Origin of the sequence: Microbacterium phoenicis, from assembly GCF_047302325.1 — a bacterium.
Taxonomy (GTDB): Bacteria; Actinomycetota; Actinomycetes; order Actinomycetales; family Microbacteriaceae; genus Microbacterium.
This window is the reverse complement of the sequence record NZ_CP154849.1, coordinates 1,866,736-1,879,494: the sequence shown is the minus strand read 5'-3', so window position 1 is coordinate 1,879,494 and position 12,759 is coordinate 1,866,736. Positions and strand designations below refer to the sequence as shown.

The 12,759-nt window shown below is 69.4% G+C and carries 14 protein-coding genes and 4 tRNA genes; 6 read left to right on the top strand and 12 right to left on the bottom strand.

Annotated elements, in window-relative coordinates:
* Positions 1-3: 3 nt before the first annotated feature.
* From ruvC to pdxS, 4 genes are read right to left on the bottom strand one after another with little or no spacing between them, the layout of a single operon-like run.
* The gene (gene ruvC / locus ABCU91_RS09215; protein ID WP_413353473.1) at positions 4-567 is read right to left on the bottom strand and encodes a crossover junction endodeoxyribonuclease RuvC; all 564 of its coding nucleotides are present in this window, start codon (positions 565-567) and stop codon (positions 4-6) included.
* Positions 568-622: 55 nt separating this feature from the next.
* Positions 623-1,387: a YebC/PmpR family DNA-binding transcriptional regulator gene (locus tag ABCU91_RS09210; protein ID WP_406924283.1), complete on the bottom strand. Its 765-nt coding sequence runs from the start codon at positions 1,385-1,387 to the stop codon at positions 623-625.
* Between the two features lie 58 nt (positions 1,388-1,445).
* Positions 1,446-2,036: a pyridoxal 5'-phosphate synthase glutaminase subunit PdxT gene (pdxT, locus tag ABCU91_RS09205; RefSeq protein ID WP_413353472.1), complete on the bottom strand. Its 591-nt coding sequence runs from the start codon at positions 2,034-2,036 to the stop codon at positions 1,446-1,448.
* Positions 2,033-2,923, bottom strand: coding sequence for a pyridoxal 5'-phosphate synthase lyase subunit PdxS (pdxS, locus tag ABCU91_RS09200; RefSeq protein ID WP_406924285.1), 891 nt, complete (start codon positions 2,921-2,923; stop codon positions 2,033-2,035). The genes pdxT and pdxS overlap by 4 nt, the downstream gene beginning before the upstream one ends.
* Before the next feature lie 40 nt (positions 2,924-2,963).
* Here pdxS and ABCU91_RS09195 point away from each other — a divergent pair, with 40 nt between their 5' ends.
* Together ABCU91_RS09195 and pdxY are read left to right on the top strand one after the other, a co-directional pair.
* On the top strand, positions 2,964-4,316 hold the full coding sequence (locus ABCU91_RS09195) for an aminotransferase class I/II-fold pyridoxal phosphate-dependent enzyme (protein ID WP_413353471.1): 1,353 nt from the start codon (positions 2,964-2,966) through the stop codon (positions 4,314-4,316).
* On the top strand, positions 4,313-5,164 hold the full coding sequence (pdxY, locus tag ABCU91_RS09190; RefSeq protein ID WP_413353470.1) for a pyridoxal kinase PdxY: 852 nt from the start codon (positions 4,313-4,315) through the stop codon (positions 5,162-5,164). The genes ABCU91_RS09195 and pdxY overlap by 4 nt, the downstream gene beginning before the upstream one ends.
* Before the next feature lie 21 nt (positions 5,165-5,185).
* On the opposite strand, the gene ABCU91_RS09185 is transcribed toward pdxY, so the two are convergent.
* Both ABCU91_RS09185 and thrS read right to left on the bottom strand, forming a co-directional pair.
* On the bottom strand, positions 5,186-5,737 hold the full coding sequence (locus tag ABCU91_RS09185) for an HIT family protein (protein WP_406924288.1): 552 nt from the start codon (positions 5,735-5,737) through the stop codon (positions 5,186-5,188).
* Positions 5,734-7,743 carry a threonine--tRNA ligase gene (gene thrS / locus ABCU91_RS09180; RefSeq protein WP_406924289.1) on the bottom strand — a complete coding sequence of 670 codons (2,010 nt, stop codon included), beginning with the start codon at positions 7,741-7,743 and terminating at the stop codon, positions 5,734-5,736. The genes ABCU91_RS09185 and thrS overlap by 4 nt, the downstream gene beginning before the upstream one ends.
* A 154-nt stretch (positions 7,744-7,897) precedes the next feature.
* Here thrS and ABCU91_RS09175 point away from each other — a divergent pair, with 154 nt between their 5' ends.
* A complete protein-coding gene (locus tag ABCU91_RS09175; protein ID WP_413353469.1) occupies positions 7,898-9,064 on the top strand; it encodes an SLC13 family permease in 1,167 nt (388 codons plus the stop codon).
* Between the two features lie 4 nt (positions 9,065-9,068).
* Here the strand turns inward: ABCU91_RS09175 and ABCU91_RS09170 are convergent, their stop codons facing one another.
* On the bottom strand, positions 9,069-9,725 hold the full coding sequence (locus ABCU91_RS09170) for a DNA alkylation repair protein (protein WP_413353468.1): 657 nt from the start codon (positions 9,723-9,725) through the stop codon (positions 9,069-9,071).
* Position 9,726: 1 nt separating this feature from the next.
* Positions 9,727-10,239, bottom strand: coding sequence for a glycine cleavage system protein R (locus ABCU91_RS09165; protein WP_406924292.1), 513 nt, complete (start codon positions 10,237-10,239; stop codon positions 9,727-9,729).
* Positions 10,240-10,315: 76 nt separating this feature from the next.
* Between ABCU91_RS09165 and ABCU91_RS09160 the strand changes: the two genes are divergently transcribed.
* Positions 10,316-11,359 (top strand): NAD(P)-dependent alcohol dehydrogenase, encoded by a 1,044-nt coding sequence (locus ABCU91_RS09160; RefSeq protein ID WP_406924293.1) that lies wholly within the window; start codon positions 10,316-10,318, stop codon positions 11,357-11,359.
* An 18-nt stretch (positions 11,360-11,377) separates the two neighbouring features.
* Here ABCU91_RS09160 and ABCU91_RS09155 read toward each other — a convergent pair whose 3' ends face one another.
* Positions 11,378-11,728 (bottom strand): YnfA family protein, encoded by a 351-nt coding sequence (locus ABCU91_RS09155; RefSeq protein ID WP_406924294.1) that lies wholly within the window; start codon positions 11,726-11,728, stop codon positions 11,378-11,380.
* Positions 11,729-11,864: 136 nt separating this feature from the next.
* Here ABCU91_RS09155 and ABCU91_RS09150 point away from each other — a divergent pair, with 136 nt between their 5' ends.
* Positions 11,865-12,179 carry a hypothetical protein gene (locus tag ABCU91_RS09150; RefSeq protein WP_406924295.1) on the top strand — a complete coding sequence of 105 codons (315 nt, stop codon included), beginning with the start codon at positions 11,865-11,867 and terminating at the stop codon, positions 12,177-12,179.
* A gap of 50 nt (positions 12,180-12,229) precedes the next feature.
* Here the strand turns inward: ABCU91_RS09150 and ABCU91_RS09145 are convergent.
* From ABCU91_RS09145 to ABCU91_RS09135, 3 genes are all read right to left on the bottom strand, one after another.
* A tRNA-Val gene (locus ABCU91_RS09145) sits at positions 12,230-12,301 on the bottom strand.
* Between the two features lie 24 nt (positions 12,302-12,325).
* Positions 12,326-12,399: transfer RNA gene (locus ABCU91_RS09140), tRNA-Cys, on the bottom strand.
* Between the two features lie 55 nt (positions 12,400-12,454).
* Positions 12,455-12,526 (bottom strand) — tRNA-Gly (locus ABCU91_RS09135).
* A 160-nt stretch (positions 12,527-12,686) separates the two neighbouring features.
* Here ABCU91_RS09135 and ABCU91_RS09130 point away from each other — a divergent pair.
* A tRNA-Val gene (locus tag ABCU91_RS09130) sits at positions 12,687-12,759 on the top strand.

The following is a 12,759-nucleotide window of genomic DNA, read 5'->3' as shown; positions in this document are numbered from 1 at the left end:
GCGTCAGCGCCGCGTCGCCTTCTCGGCTGCGGACCACGCGCGTTGCGCCGGCGTCAGCGCGGCGTCGGCGCCGACGGGCGAGGCGCCGCGACGCCATGCGTGGCAGAGCGCGAGCGCGAGGGCGTCGGCGGCATCCGCGGGCTGCGGCAGCGCGTCCAGACGGAGGACGCGCGCCACCATCGTCTGAACCTGGAGCTTCTCGGCGTTGCCGTACCCGGTGATCGCCGCCTTCACCTCCGAGGGAGTGTGCGTCGCGGCGGGCAGGCCATGCTCCGCCGCGAGGAGGAGAGCGATGCCGCTCGCCTGGGCCGTGCCCATGACGGTGCTCCGGTTCTGCTGGGCGAAGACGCGCTCGACGGCGACGACGTCGGGCCCATGCTCGGCCAGGACCGCCCGGATGCCGGCGGCGATCGTCGCGAGGCGCTGTTCGATCGGCGCTTCGGGCAAGGATCGGACGACACCCACGTGGACGAGCGACGCGGATCGATCACGCCGGACGTCGACGACGCCGACGCCGCAGCGGGTCAGTCCCGGGTCGATGCCGAGAACGCGAAGAGCGGATGCCACTCCCCCACGCTAGGCGGGGGATGCGGCATCCGCTCGTCGGCGCGCCCGGTGCGGCTTACTCTTGCTCGTCGTCCTCGAGCTCGGCCTGCACCTCGGCCGTGAGGTCGAAGTTGGCGTAGACGTTCTGGACGTCTTCACTGTCCTCGAGGGCGTCGATGAGCCGGAAGACCTTGCGCGCCGTGTCGGCGTCGATCTCGACCTTGAGGTTGGGGACGAATTCGACGTCCGCCGACTCGTACTCGATGCCCGCATCGGTGAGCGCGGAGCGGACGGCGACGAGATCGGATGCCTCGGTGACGACCTCGAAGCCCTCGGAGTGCGGTTCGATCTCCTCGGCGCCGGCCTCGAGAGCGGCCATCATGACGTCGTCCTCGGTCGTGCCTTCGCCTGAGACGACGATGACGCCCTTGCGTGCGAAGTTGTACGCGACCGAGCCCGGGTCGGCGAGCGTGCCGCCGTTGCGGGTGAGAGCCGTCCGCACCTCGGCGGCGGCGCGGTTCTTGTTGTCGGTCAGGCACTCGACCATGAGCGCGACACCGTTGGGACCGTACGCCTCGTACATGATCGAGGTGTACTCGACCGACTCGCCGCCGATGCCCGCACCGCGCTTGATCGCGCGATCGATGTTGTCCTTCGGGACGGACGTCTTCTTAGCCTTCAGGACGGCGTCGAACAGCGTCGGGTTGCCCTGCAGGTCGGCGCCGCCGAGCTTGGCGGCCACCTCGATGTTCTTGATGAGCTTCGCCCACGACTTCGCACGGCGCGCGTCGATGACCGCCTTCTTGTGCTTCGTGGTGGCCCACTTGGAATGTCCGCTCACGGGACTCCTCTCGGAAAAAGCGCAGCTTCCAGTCTACGACCGCGGCCGCGCTCATCCGCTACGCGTCGCGCGCGGTGTCCAGGAGCAGTTCGTGGAAGCGCGTCTCCCCGTCGAGCTCGGGGTGGAACGAGAGACCCACGACGCGCCCCTGTCGGACTCCGACCACCCCGCCGTCCGGAAGACGAGCGATCACCTCGGCTGACGGACCGACCTCGCTCACGATCGGCGCGCGGATGAACGTGGCCCGCACGCTCGGCTCCCCCACCGCCGGGACGTCGAGGTCCGTCTCGAACGACTCCGTCTGCGATCCGAACGCGTTCCGTCGCACGGTCACGTCCAGCCCGCCGAACGTCTGCTGACCGGCGATGCCGTCCTCGAGTCGGTCGGCGAGCAGGATGAGGCCGGCGCAGGTTCCGAGGACCGGTATCCCGTCAGCGATCGCCGTTCGGATGGGATCGCGCATCCCGAAGGCGCGCGACAGCTTGTCGATGACGCTCGACTCACCTCCGGGCAGGACGAGGCCCGCGACCTCCGCGAGATCCTCGGGCCGTCGGACGAGGACGACGTCGGCGCCGAGGCCCGCGAGCGCCCTGGAGTGCTCCCGGACATCACCCTGGAGGGCGAGGACGCCGATGCGAGCTCGCGTCACCAGCCCCGGTCCGCCAGCCGGTGCGGAGCGGGGAGGTCGGACACGTTGATGCCGACCATGGCCTCGCCGAGTCCTCGCGACACGTCCGCGACGACCTTCGGGTCGTCGAAGAAGGTCGTCGCCTTCACGATCGCCGCGGCGCGCTCGGCGGGATTGCCGCTCTTGAAGATGCCGGACCCGACGAACACCCCGTCGGCCCCGAGTTGCATCATCATCGCCGCATCCGCGGGGGTCGCGACGCCACCGGCCACGAACAGGACGACGGGGAGGGTGCCGGTCTCGGCGATCTCGGCGACGAGCTCGTACGGCGCCTGCAGGTCCTTCGCAGCGACGTAGAGCTGATCCTTCGACAGCGCCGACAGGGCGGCGATCTCGCCGCGGATCTTGCGGATGTGCTTCATGGCCTCCGACACGTCGCCCGTGCCGGCCTCGCCCTTGGAGCGGATCATCGCCGCGCCCTCGGTGATCCGCCGCAGGGCCTCACCCAGGTTCGTCGCACCGCAGACGAAGGGCACCGTGTAGCCCCACTTGTCGATGTGGTTCACGTAGTCGGCGGGCGAGAGGACCTCGGACTCGTCGATGTAGTCGACGCCGAGCTCCTGCAGCACCTGCGCCTCGACGAAGTGCCCGATGCGCGCCTTGGCCATCACGGGGATCGAGACCGACGCGATGATGTCGTCGATGAGATCGGGGTCGCTCATCCGCGCGACGCCGCCCTGGGCGCGGATGTCGGCGGGCACACGCTCGAGCGCCATGACGGCGACGGCACCGGCGTCCTCGGCGATCTTGGCCTGGTCGGCGGTGACGACGTCCATGATGACGCCGCCCTTGAGCATCTCGGCGAGGCCGCGCTTGACACGCGCCGTCCCGGTCACATTCGTTGGCATAGGCCAAAATTTAGCATGACCCGGACATAGACTCGAGGTCATGACGAACGATGTCCTGGGGATCAGCGGCGACACCGCCGCGGAGATCGCCGACAGCATCCGTTCCCTCATCGACCGCGGCGACCTCGGCCCCGGCGCTGCGCTTCCTCCGGTGCGCGCGCTCGCCGACACGATCGGCGTCAACCGGAACACCGTCGTCGCCGCCTACCGCCACCTCGCCGCTGCGGGCGCCGTGGAGACCGCCGGTCGAGCCGGAACCCGCGTCGCGCCGCGCTCGGACCCCGCCCAGGAGGGATTCGCCGCCGACACGGTCCTCCGCGACATCGCGACGGGCAACCCCGACCCCACTCTCATCCCCGACCCGTCCCATGCCCTGTCGAGCCTCGCCGGCCGCCCCGTCCTCTACGGCGAGCCGACCATCGACCCCGACCTCGAGGAGTGGGCCGCCCAGTGGATCGAGAACGACCTCCCAGGTCGAGACGATCTCCGCCTGACGATCACCGGCGGCGCCGTGGACGCGCTGGAGCGCCTTTTCGCCGACGCCCTCACCCGGGACGACGGCGTCGGACTCGAAGACCCGTGCTTCCTGTCGGCGCTCCGCACCGTGAGGATCGGCGGGTACCGGCCCGTCGCCATCCCCGTCGACGAACACGGGATGACGGTGGCCGGCCTCCAGGCCGCACTCGACGCGGGCGTCCGCGCCATCGTCTGCACGCCCCGCGCGCAGAACCCCACCGGCGTGAGCCTGACCGCCGAGCGGGCGGCGGAGCTCCGCGCTGTGCTGGAGCGGCATCCGTACGTCCTGGTCATCGAGGACGACCACTTCTCGTTGCTCTCGCGCGAGCCGTACCACTCGATCATCGGCCCGGACCATCGCCGGTGGGCGCTGATCCGGTCGGTCTCGAAGTTCCTCGGGCCCGACATGTGCCTCGCCGTGACCGCGAGCGACCGCGAGACCGCGGACCGTTTGGCACGCCGGCTGAGCCCCGGCTCCACCTGGGTGAGCCACCTGCTGCAGCGGCTCGCCGTCACGCTCGTGTCCGATGACGAGGTGATGGCCGGGGTCGAACGCGCGGCTCGGCACTACCGATCACGAAACGAGACGTTCGCCGACGAGCTGACCCGCCAGGGCGTCCCCACGACGGCGGGCGACGGCCTCAGCCTGTGGGTCCGGGTCCCCGCTCCCGCCCGAGCGGTCGCCGAGCAGCTGATGCGACGCGGCTGGCTCGCTCGGCCCGGCGACGAATTCGTCCTCGTCGACGACGACGCCCGCCATCGCCTGCGCCTGACCGTCCACGACCTGTCCGACATCGACCTCGCGCGGCTCGCCGCCGACGTCGCCGCCTCGGCGCGAGCGATCGCGCCCTCACCGGAAGCGAGTACCGCCCCGTGAAGATCCTCTCCATCCAGTCCGCCGTCGCGTACGGCCACGTCGGCAACTCCGCCGCCGTGTTCCCGCTGCAGCGCATCGGCGTCGAGGTCTACCCGGTCTACACCGTGAACTTCTCGAACCACACCGGTTACGGCGCCTGGCGCGGCCCGCTCATCAGCCCGCAGGACGTCGCCGACGTCATCACCGGCATCGAAGAACGCGCCGCCTTCGGCGAGATCGACGCCGTCCTCTCGGGCTACCAGGGCGGCGAGGGGATCGGCGACGTCATCCTCGACGCCGTCGCGCGCGTCAAAGCGGCCAATCCGAACGCGATCTACGCCTGCGACCCGGTCATGGGAAATGCGAAGAGCGGATGCTTCGTGGCCCCCGCCATCCCGGTCCTCCTCCGCGAGCGGGTCGTCCCGGCCGCCGACCTGATCACGCCCAACCAGTTCGAGCTCGGCTTCCTCACCGGCACCGACCCCGCCGACCTCGAGTCGACCCTCGCCTCCGTCGACGCCGCGCGTGCGATGGGACCGTCGACCGTGCTCGTGACGAGCGTCGAGCGGCCCGACCGACCCGAGGGGACGATCGAGATGCTCGCCGTGACGGACGACGGTGCGTGGATCGTCCGCACGCCGCACATCCCGATGAAGGCGAACGGCTCCGGCGACGTCACCGCCGCGCTGTTCACCGCGCACTTCCGCGAGAGCGCGAATGCCGCCGACGCGCTCGCGAAGACCACCTCGAGCGTGTTCGACCTGCTGCAGAACACCTACGACGCGGGCACGCGAGAGCTCCAGCTCGTCGAATCGCAGGAGGCGTACGCGCACCCGCGGATGCAGTTCGAGGTCACGCAGGTCCGGTGATCCCCGCGGATGGCGGGCCTGTCAGAGGATGGGCCAGCCGTCCGCCACCGACTGGCGGACCTCGCCGAGCAACTGCGGCAGTGCCTTCGTCTTCGCGATGATCGGGAAGAAATTCGCGTCCGTCGCCCAGCGGGGCACGATGTGCTGGTGGAGGTGCGCCGCGACGCCCGCGCCGGCGACCTCGCCCTGGTTCATGCCCAGGTTGAAGCCGTCGCAGTTCGCGACCTTCCGGAGCACCCGCATGGCCACCTGGGTCAGCGCGCCGATCTCCGCGACCTCTTCGGGTGTCGCCTCGTCGTAGGTGCCGAAGTGACGGTACGGGCACACGAGCAGGTGCCCCGAGTTGTACGGGAACAGGTTCAGCAAGACGTACGCCGTCTCGCCGCGGGCGACGATCAGCCCCTCCTCGTCCGACTTCCCGGGCGCGGCGCAGAACGGGCAGTCGTGCTTGAGCGGCTCAGGGCCCGCCTGGATGTACGCCATGCGATGCGGCGTCCACAGTCGCTGGAACTCGTCCGGAACCCCGGCGAAGTCGATCGACGACTCGCGGCCTACCTCGCCGGCGTCACTCATACGAGGTCCTCGGCCGTGTTGACGAGCAGCCGACCCGAGATCGCCGCGACGATCTTGTCGATCGCCTCGTCCACCGGGATGCCGTTGGTCTGCGACCCATCGCGGAACCGGAACGACACCGTGCCGCCCGATCGGTCCTGCTCCCCTGCGATGAGCTGGAGCGGCACCTTCTGGGTGGTGTGGGTGCGGATCTTCTTCGGCATGCGGTCGTCCGAGTGATCAACCTCTGCGCGGACGCCGGCGGCGCGCAGACGCGCGACGATGTCGTCGAGATACGGACCGTACTCCTCGGCGACGGGGATGCCGACGACCTGGACCGGTGCGAGCCAGACGGGGAAGGCACCGGCGTAGTGCTCGAGCAGGATCGCGAAGAAGCGCTCGATCGAGCCGAAGAGCGCGCGGTGGATCATGACCGGGCGGTGCTTCTCACCGTCGGGGCCGGTGTACTCCAGCTCGAACCGCTCGGGCTGGTTGAAGTCGAGCTGGATCGTGGACATCTGCCAGGTGCGGCCGATCGCGTCACGCGCCTGGACCGAGATCTTCGGACCGTAGAACGCCGCCCCACCCGGGTCTGGCACGAGCTCCAGACCGGAGCCCTCGGCGACCTCGCGGAGGGTCTGCGTCGCCTCGTCCCACAGGCGGTCGTCGCCGATGAACTTGGGGTTGCCGTCCTCCTTCGTCGAGAGCTCGAGATAGAAGTCGTTCAGCCCGTAGTCGCGCAGCGTCTGCAACACGAACTCGAGGCTGTGCTCGAGCTCGCCCTTGACCTGATCGGCGGTGACATAGATGTGGGTGTCGTCCTGAGTCATCCCCCGCACACGGGTGAGGCCCGCGAGCGTGCCGCTCTTCTCGTACCGGTAGACCGAACCGAACTCGCTCAGCCGCAGCGGCAATTCGCGGTAGCTGCGTCCGCGCGAGCGGAAGATCAGATTGTGGAACGGGCAGTTCATGGGCTTGAGGTAGTACTCCTGGCCCTCACGCGAGACGTGACCGTCGGCATCCACCACCTCGTCCAGCACCATCGGGGGGTACATGCCGTCGGCGTACCACTGCAGGTGGCCGCTCGTCATGAACAGATCGCCCTTGGTGATGTGGGGCGTGTTCACGACCTGGTAGCCGTTGGCGAGCAGGCGTTCGCGCATGTAGCGCTCGATCTCGTACCGGATGATGCCGCCCTTGGGGTGGAACACCGAGAGGCCGGGGCCGATCTCCTCGGGGAAGGAGAAGAGGTCGAGATCCTTACCGAGCTTGCGGTGATCGCGCTTGGCGGCCTCCTCGAGACGGTGCTGGTAGGCGCGGAGCTCGTCCTTCGTGGGCCAGGCGGTGCCGTAGATGCGCTGCAGCTGCGGGTTCTTCTCGCTGCCGCGCCAGTAGGCACCGGCCACGCGGGTGAGGTCCCAGCCGTTGCCGGCGATACGGGTGCTCGGCACGTGGGGTCCGCGGCAGAGGTCCTTCCACGCGGTCTCACCGTCGCGGGTGACGTTGTCGTAGATCGTCAGCTCACCGGCGCCGACCTCGACCGAGGCACCCTCGGCCGCCTCCTGGGACCCGCCCTTGAGCCCGATGAGCTCGAGCTTGAACGGCTCATTCGCGAGCTCGGCGCGCGCCTCGTCATCCGTGACGACGCGACGGACGAAGCGCTGCCCCTCCCGGACGATCCGCTCCATCTCCTTCTTGATGGCCTTGAGATCCTCGGGAGTGAACGGGTCGTCGACACCGAAGTCGTAGTAGAAGCCGTCGGTGATCGGCGGGCCGATCCCGAGGTTCGCCTGCGGGCGGACGCGCTGCACGGCCTGGGCGAGGATGTGCGCCGTCGAGTGCCGCAAGATATTCAGCCCGTCGGGGCTCGACACGGTCACGGGCTCGACGCCGTCCAGAGAGTCGACGACGGTTGCGAGGTCCTTCAGCTCGCCACCGATGCGGAGGGCGACGACGGAGCGGTCGGGGAACAGGGCGAAACCGTCGGCGGGGAGGTCGACGTCCGCCGGGGCGATCAGATCAGTCAAGGGGAGAACTCCAGGAAGTGGCTCGGATCAGGAAAGTCAGCTTCGAGCGCACGACGCGCTCCGCCCGCTCAGGCCCGCGGCGTTCGCGTGCCGGCGAGGTGGGACGACCTGCCGTTCTGCATCCTGCGAGTCTACTGGGCATGCGGGAGGCGCGATGATGGATGCCGTGAAGCTCGCTCTCGCGGGACTCGTCCTGCTCCTGGGGGCGATCGCCGCCCTCGTCACCGGCATCCTCCCCCTCGCCGACCTCAGCGACGTCGCGGAGCGCGTGCTGCCGATCCTCGCCTTCGTGGTGGCGGTCACGATCGTCGCCGAGCTCGCCGCGAAGGCAGGCGTCTTCGATGTCACCGCATCGTGGCTCGCACGCCTGTCTCGCGGACACACGACGCTCCTCTGGGTGCTGGTCGTGGTGCTCGCCGTCGTGACGACGGCGTTCCTCTCGCTCGACACGACGGCCGTGCTCCTGACGCCCGTCGTCATCGCCGTGGCGCGGGCCAACGGCCTGCCGCCGCTTCCGTTCGCACTGACCACCGTTTGGCTCGCCAACACCGCCTCACTCGTGCTGCCGGTGTCGAACCTGACGAACCTCCTCGCACTGGCGCGGATGCCGGGCGGCGGCGACCCGGCATCCTTCGTCCTTCTGCTGGGTCCGTCCGCTACCGTCGCCGTGCTCGTGACGGTCGCCCTGTTGTGGGCCTTCCACCGCCGATCGCTCGTCGGGACGTTCACGGTCGCGGCGCCGCCGCGGGTGAGCGACCGGGTGCAACTGGTCGCGGCATCTATCGTGGTCGTCGCGCTCCTGCCTCTGCTCGTCAGCGGGGTCGAACCGTGGATCCCGGCGACGGGAGCAGCGCTCGCGCTGCTCGGGCTGTTCGCGTGGCGCTCGCCGAAGGCCCTGAGCGTCGGGCTCGTGCCGTGGTCGCTGCTCGTCTTCGCCGCCGGACTGTTCACCGCCGTCGCGGCACTCGAGGCGTGGGGATCCGGTCAGCTCGCCGCCACGCTGGCCGGGACGGGCTCCGAACCGCTCGACCTGCTCCGCATGTCGGGAACCGCGCTGGTCGCCGCGAACGGTCTCGACAACCTGCCCGCCTACCTGCTGCTCGAGTCGACCGCGGATACGCCGGAGCGACTCGCGGCACTCCTGATCGGTGTCAACGCAGGGCCGCTCATTACACCGTGGGCATCGCTCGCCACCCTGCTGTGGCACCAGCGACTGGTGGCCGCGGAGGTCCACCTGCCGTGGCGTCGCTTCATCCTCTGGGGTCTCGTCGCGGCTCCCCTCGTCGTCGCCGCCGCGACGCTCCCGCTGTTCCTGCGCTGACGCGTCAGAGGTGCTTCACCGCCTCGCGACGGCTGAGCGGGCTGAGCGCGTGCGCGGCGACATACGCCTCCACCCACTGGGGATACGAACGAGCGGCGTCGCGGAGCGCCCAGCCGATGGCCTTCCGGATGAAGAACTCTCCGTCACGGAGGTTCGGCCGGAGCGCATCAGCCAGCAGGTGCAGGTCCGTCTGCCCGCGACGGCCGAGCTGGCTGAGAATCGCGAGTCGGCGCAGCCACATCTCCTCGCTGACGGACCAGCCGCGCACGAGAGCCTCCCCGTCGCGGGGGTGGGCGTCCAGGAGTTCCCGGATGCGGCCGCTCAACTCGTCGGTGATGTCCCACCACCGGCCGGCCCGGACCATGCGTTCGATCAGCGGGACGATGCGCAGGTCCGCCCGGGCAGGCGGCACCGCGAGGAGCATCATCGCCGCGTATCTCTCTTCGCGGTGGGATGCCGCGTCCCACAACTGCCGAGCATCCTCGATGATGACCGCGGCGTCCGACTCCCCCGCGACGACGGCACGAGCGACGCGTCGGGTGTCGGGTACACGGACACCGAGGAAGGGCAGGTCGGACTTCATATAGGCCTGCTGGCCGGCGGCACGCGACGGATCCGCCGCCGCCCGCAGGCGGGTGCGGATCTCGTCGGCGCGGCTCACGTCAGGCGACGGTCAGGTCCACCTGTATTTCGCCGGCGAGCTCTTCCAACGCGTGGGTCACGGTGACGGCATCCGCTCCGACCGGCAACCGGAAGGCGACAGTCGCCTCGAAAAGCGTCCCTCCGGCCATGGGAGCGTCGAGCGTACGGCTGCGGAAGGTGTCGATGCTGAGTGCGTGGTCCGCGATGGCCGCGGTGACGTCACGGACGATCCCGGGCCTGTCGTTGCCGAGAACGGTCACCTCGAGCGAGCGCTCGGCCGCCTCCGGGGCGACCGCCGCGCGTCCGCCGTGGACACTGACCCGCAGCATCCCGTCGAGCCCTTCGAGGGCGGAGACAAGGTCGGCCTGGCGGTCGTCGTCGATCGTGACGAGCACGATACCGGCGAACGCCCCCGCGAGCTCTGCGAGCTCGCTGCGTTCCCAGTTGCCGCCGACAGCGGACACCTGCTCGGCGAGGGCGTTGACGAGTCCGGGACGGTCGTCGCCGACCACAGTGAGCACGAGGTGGGCCATGGCCGGATCCTATCTCCCTGGCTGCGCGAGCGCAGGGCCGTGCGTGCGACGACGGTCGGCGCGTAGCGTGCCCGGCATGAAGGCACTTCAATACACACGAATCGGTTCCCACCCTGAAGTCGTCGAGATCGAGAAGCCCTCTCCCGGACCCGGTCAGGTCCTGCTGAAGGTCACGGCTGCCGGAGTCTGCCACTCCGACGAGTTCGTCATGAGCCTGAGCGAGGAGGAGTACGCGGCCGCCGGGTATCCTCTGCCGCTCACCCTCGGGCACGAGGGCGCCGGCATCGTCGAGGAACTCGGCGACGGCGTCGAGCACCTCCAGGTCGGCGACGCGGTCGCGGTCTACGGGCCGTGGGGTTGCGGCCGCTGCCGCAACTGCGCGCAGGGCAAGGAGAACTACTGCACGAACGCGCAGGCCGAGGGGATCATGCCTCCGGGACTGGGGGCTCCCGGCTCGATGGCCGAGTACATGATCGTCGACAGCGCACGGCACCTCGTACCGCTCGGCGACCTCGATCCCGTGCAGAACGTGTCGTTGACGGATGCCGGTCTGACGCCGTATCACGCGATCAAGACCTCCCTGCCGAAGCTCGGCGCGGGGACGACGGCGGTCGTCATCGGGACCGGCGGGCTGGGACACGTTGCGATCCAGATCCTGAGGGCGGTGTCGGCGGCGACGGTCATCGCGCTCGACGTCAGCGACGAGAAGCTCGCGTTGGCGCGCGAGGTCGGCGCACACCACACCGTCATCAGTGACGAGAACGCCGTCGATCGGATCCGTGAACTCACGGGCGGCCTGGGGGCGAACGCCGTCTTCGACTTCGTCGGCGCAGAGCCGACGATCGCGACCGCCGTCGGATCGGCCGCGCTCGATGCGGACGTGACGATCGTCGGCATCGGCGGCGGGACGGCGCACGTCGGCTTCGGGTCGATCGCTTACGACGCAGCTCTCCGCATCCCCTACTGGGGCTCGCGCAGCGAGCTGGTCGAGGTGCTCGACCTCGCCCGCTCCGGTCAGGTCGGGGTCGAGATCCAGCGGTACTCCCTCGACGACGGCCCGAAGGCCTATGAAGCTCTCGCCGCCGGGACCGTCCGCGGCCGCGCGGTCATCGTCCCCTGAGGCGACCCGGGGTCGCGATCATCCCCCCGACGTCTCGGTGACGACCGGCGCGAGGATGATGATCGCGGCCCCGACGAGGGCGATCACCGATCCGACGTAGTCCCACGCGGTCGGCCGGAATCCGTCGACGACGATCCCCCAGGCGAGCGACCCGGCGATGAACACGCCTCCGTAGGCGGCGAGGACCCGGCCGAAGTTCGCGTCGGGTTGGAATGCCGCGACGAAGCCGTACGCTCCGAGTGCGACGATCCCCAGCAGTGCGAACCACCACCCGCGGTTCTCCCGCACGGCCTGCCAGATCAGCCACGCGCCGCCGATCTCGGCGAGGGCGGCGACGACGAAGAGGGTGACGATCCGAGCGGTGGTCATGTCGTCAGTCTGTCAGCGACCGATGACGCGGACATGACACGGAGGAGCTGGCACGGGAACGCCTGTGTCGGGTGAGACAATGGCGGAGGAGACCGCAGCTCCACCCTCTCTGTACGCCTAGACCTGGGTCGGTTCCATGGGACTCCTCTCCTACAACGCCACGACGCGATTCGACATCGACGACCGGACGCTCGTCCACCTCGAGGCGGTCATCTACGCCAAACTCCGCCGCGGCGAATCGTTCCTGTTCACCTGGTCCCGCGCGGCAGGAGAAGGCACCGGACGCACGACCGTCTGGATGAACCGCGCGGCGCGCCTGGCGTTCCGACGCCGCCACGACACGCGCATCCCCCTCAACCAGGAGTGGATCGCGCGGCTTATGACGGCGGCGAACTCCCCCGCCGGCCTGCACGAGCTTCCGGAGTCCGAGAGCGCCGACGCCGTGGGCTGAGGACGCTGCACGGGCAACAAAAAACCCCCGCATTACCGGGGGTTTGTCTGTGCGCGATACTGGGATCGAACCAGTGACCTCTTCCGTGTCAGGGAAGCGCGCTACCGCTGCGCCAATCGCGCCTGTGAAGGCTGTTGAGTTGTGAGTGGAGGTGGCGACGGGATTCGAACCCGTGTGGACGGCTTTGCAGGCCGCTGCCTAGCCACTCGGCCACGCCACCGTGTGTGGTTTGACCCACGTGACGCGATCTCCCCGGAGGAAGATCCCCACACTCGAGCGGATGACGAGATTCGAACTCGCGACCCTCACCTTGGCAAGGTGATGCGCTACCACTGCGCTACATCCGCATTTCGTTCCGGATCTCTCCGGCACTCGTTAAACATTAGACGATTCCTGCGTCAGTGCAAAACCGGCGCCGCCCCGCGCGTGTCTCACCATCGCGGGCCGTGCCGGTTCGGTCGGGGCCGCCGGATCCGGTATGCTCGGTCATCGGCCCGAGTGTCATTCGGGCGATTGGCGCAGTTGGTAGCGCGCTTCCTTCACACGGAAGAGGTCGTCGGTTCGAGTCCGGCATCGCCCA

Bases quoted from the DNA above. Each gene is read 5' to 3' on its own strand.
- ABCU91_RS09150 (WP_406924295.1), top strand. From the start codon at position 11,865: ATGGGACTCCTCTCCTACAACGCCACGACGCGATTCGACATCGACGAC.
- ABCU91_RS09185 (WP_406924288.1), bottom strand. From the start codon at position 5,737: ATGAGTGACGCCGGCGAGGTAGGCCGCGAGTCGTCGATCGACTTCGCC.
- ABCU91_RS09155 (WP_406924294.1), bottom strand. From the start codon at position 11,728: ATGACCACCGCTCGGATCGTCACCCTCTTCGTCGTCGCCGCCCTCGCC.
- ABCU91_RS09175 (WP_413353469.1), top strand. From the start codon at position 7,898: ATGATGGATGCCGTGAAGCTCGCTCTCGCGGGACTCGTCCTGCTCCTG.
- ABCU91_RS09165 (WP_406924292.1), bottom strand. From the start codon at position 10,239: ATGGCCCACCTCGTGCTCACTGTGGTCGGCGACGACCGTCCCGGACTC.
- ABCU91_RS09195 (WP_413353471.1), top strand. From the start codon at position 2,964: ATGACGAACGATGTCCTGGGGATCAGCGGCGACACCGCCGCGGAGATC.
- pdxS (WP_406924285.1), bottom strand. From the start codon at position 2,923: ATGCCAACGAATGTGACCGGGACGGCGCGTGTCAAGCGCGGCCTCGCC.
- ABCU91_RS09160 (WP_406924293.1), top strand. From the start codon at position 10,316: ATGAAGGCACTTCAATACACACGAATCGGTTCCCACCCTGAAGTCGTC.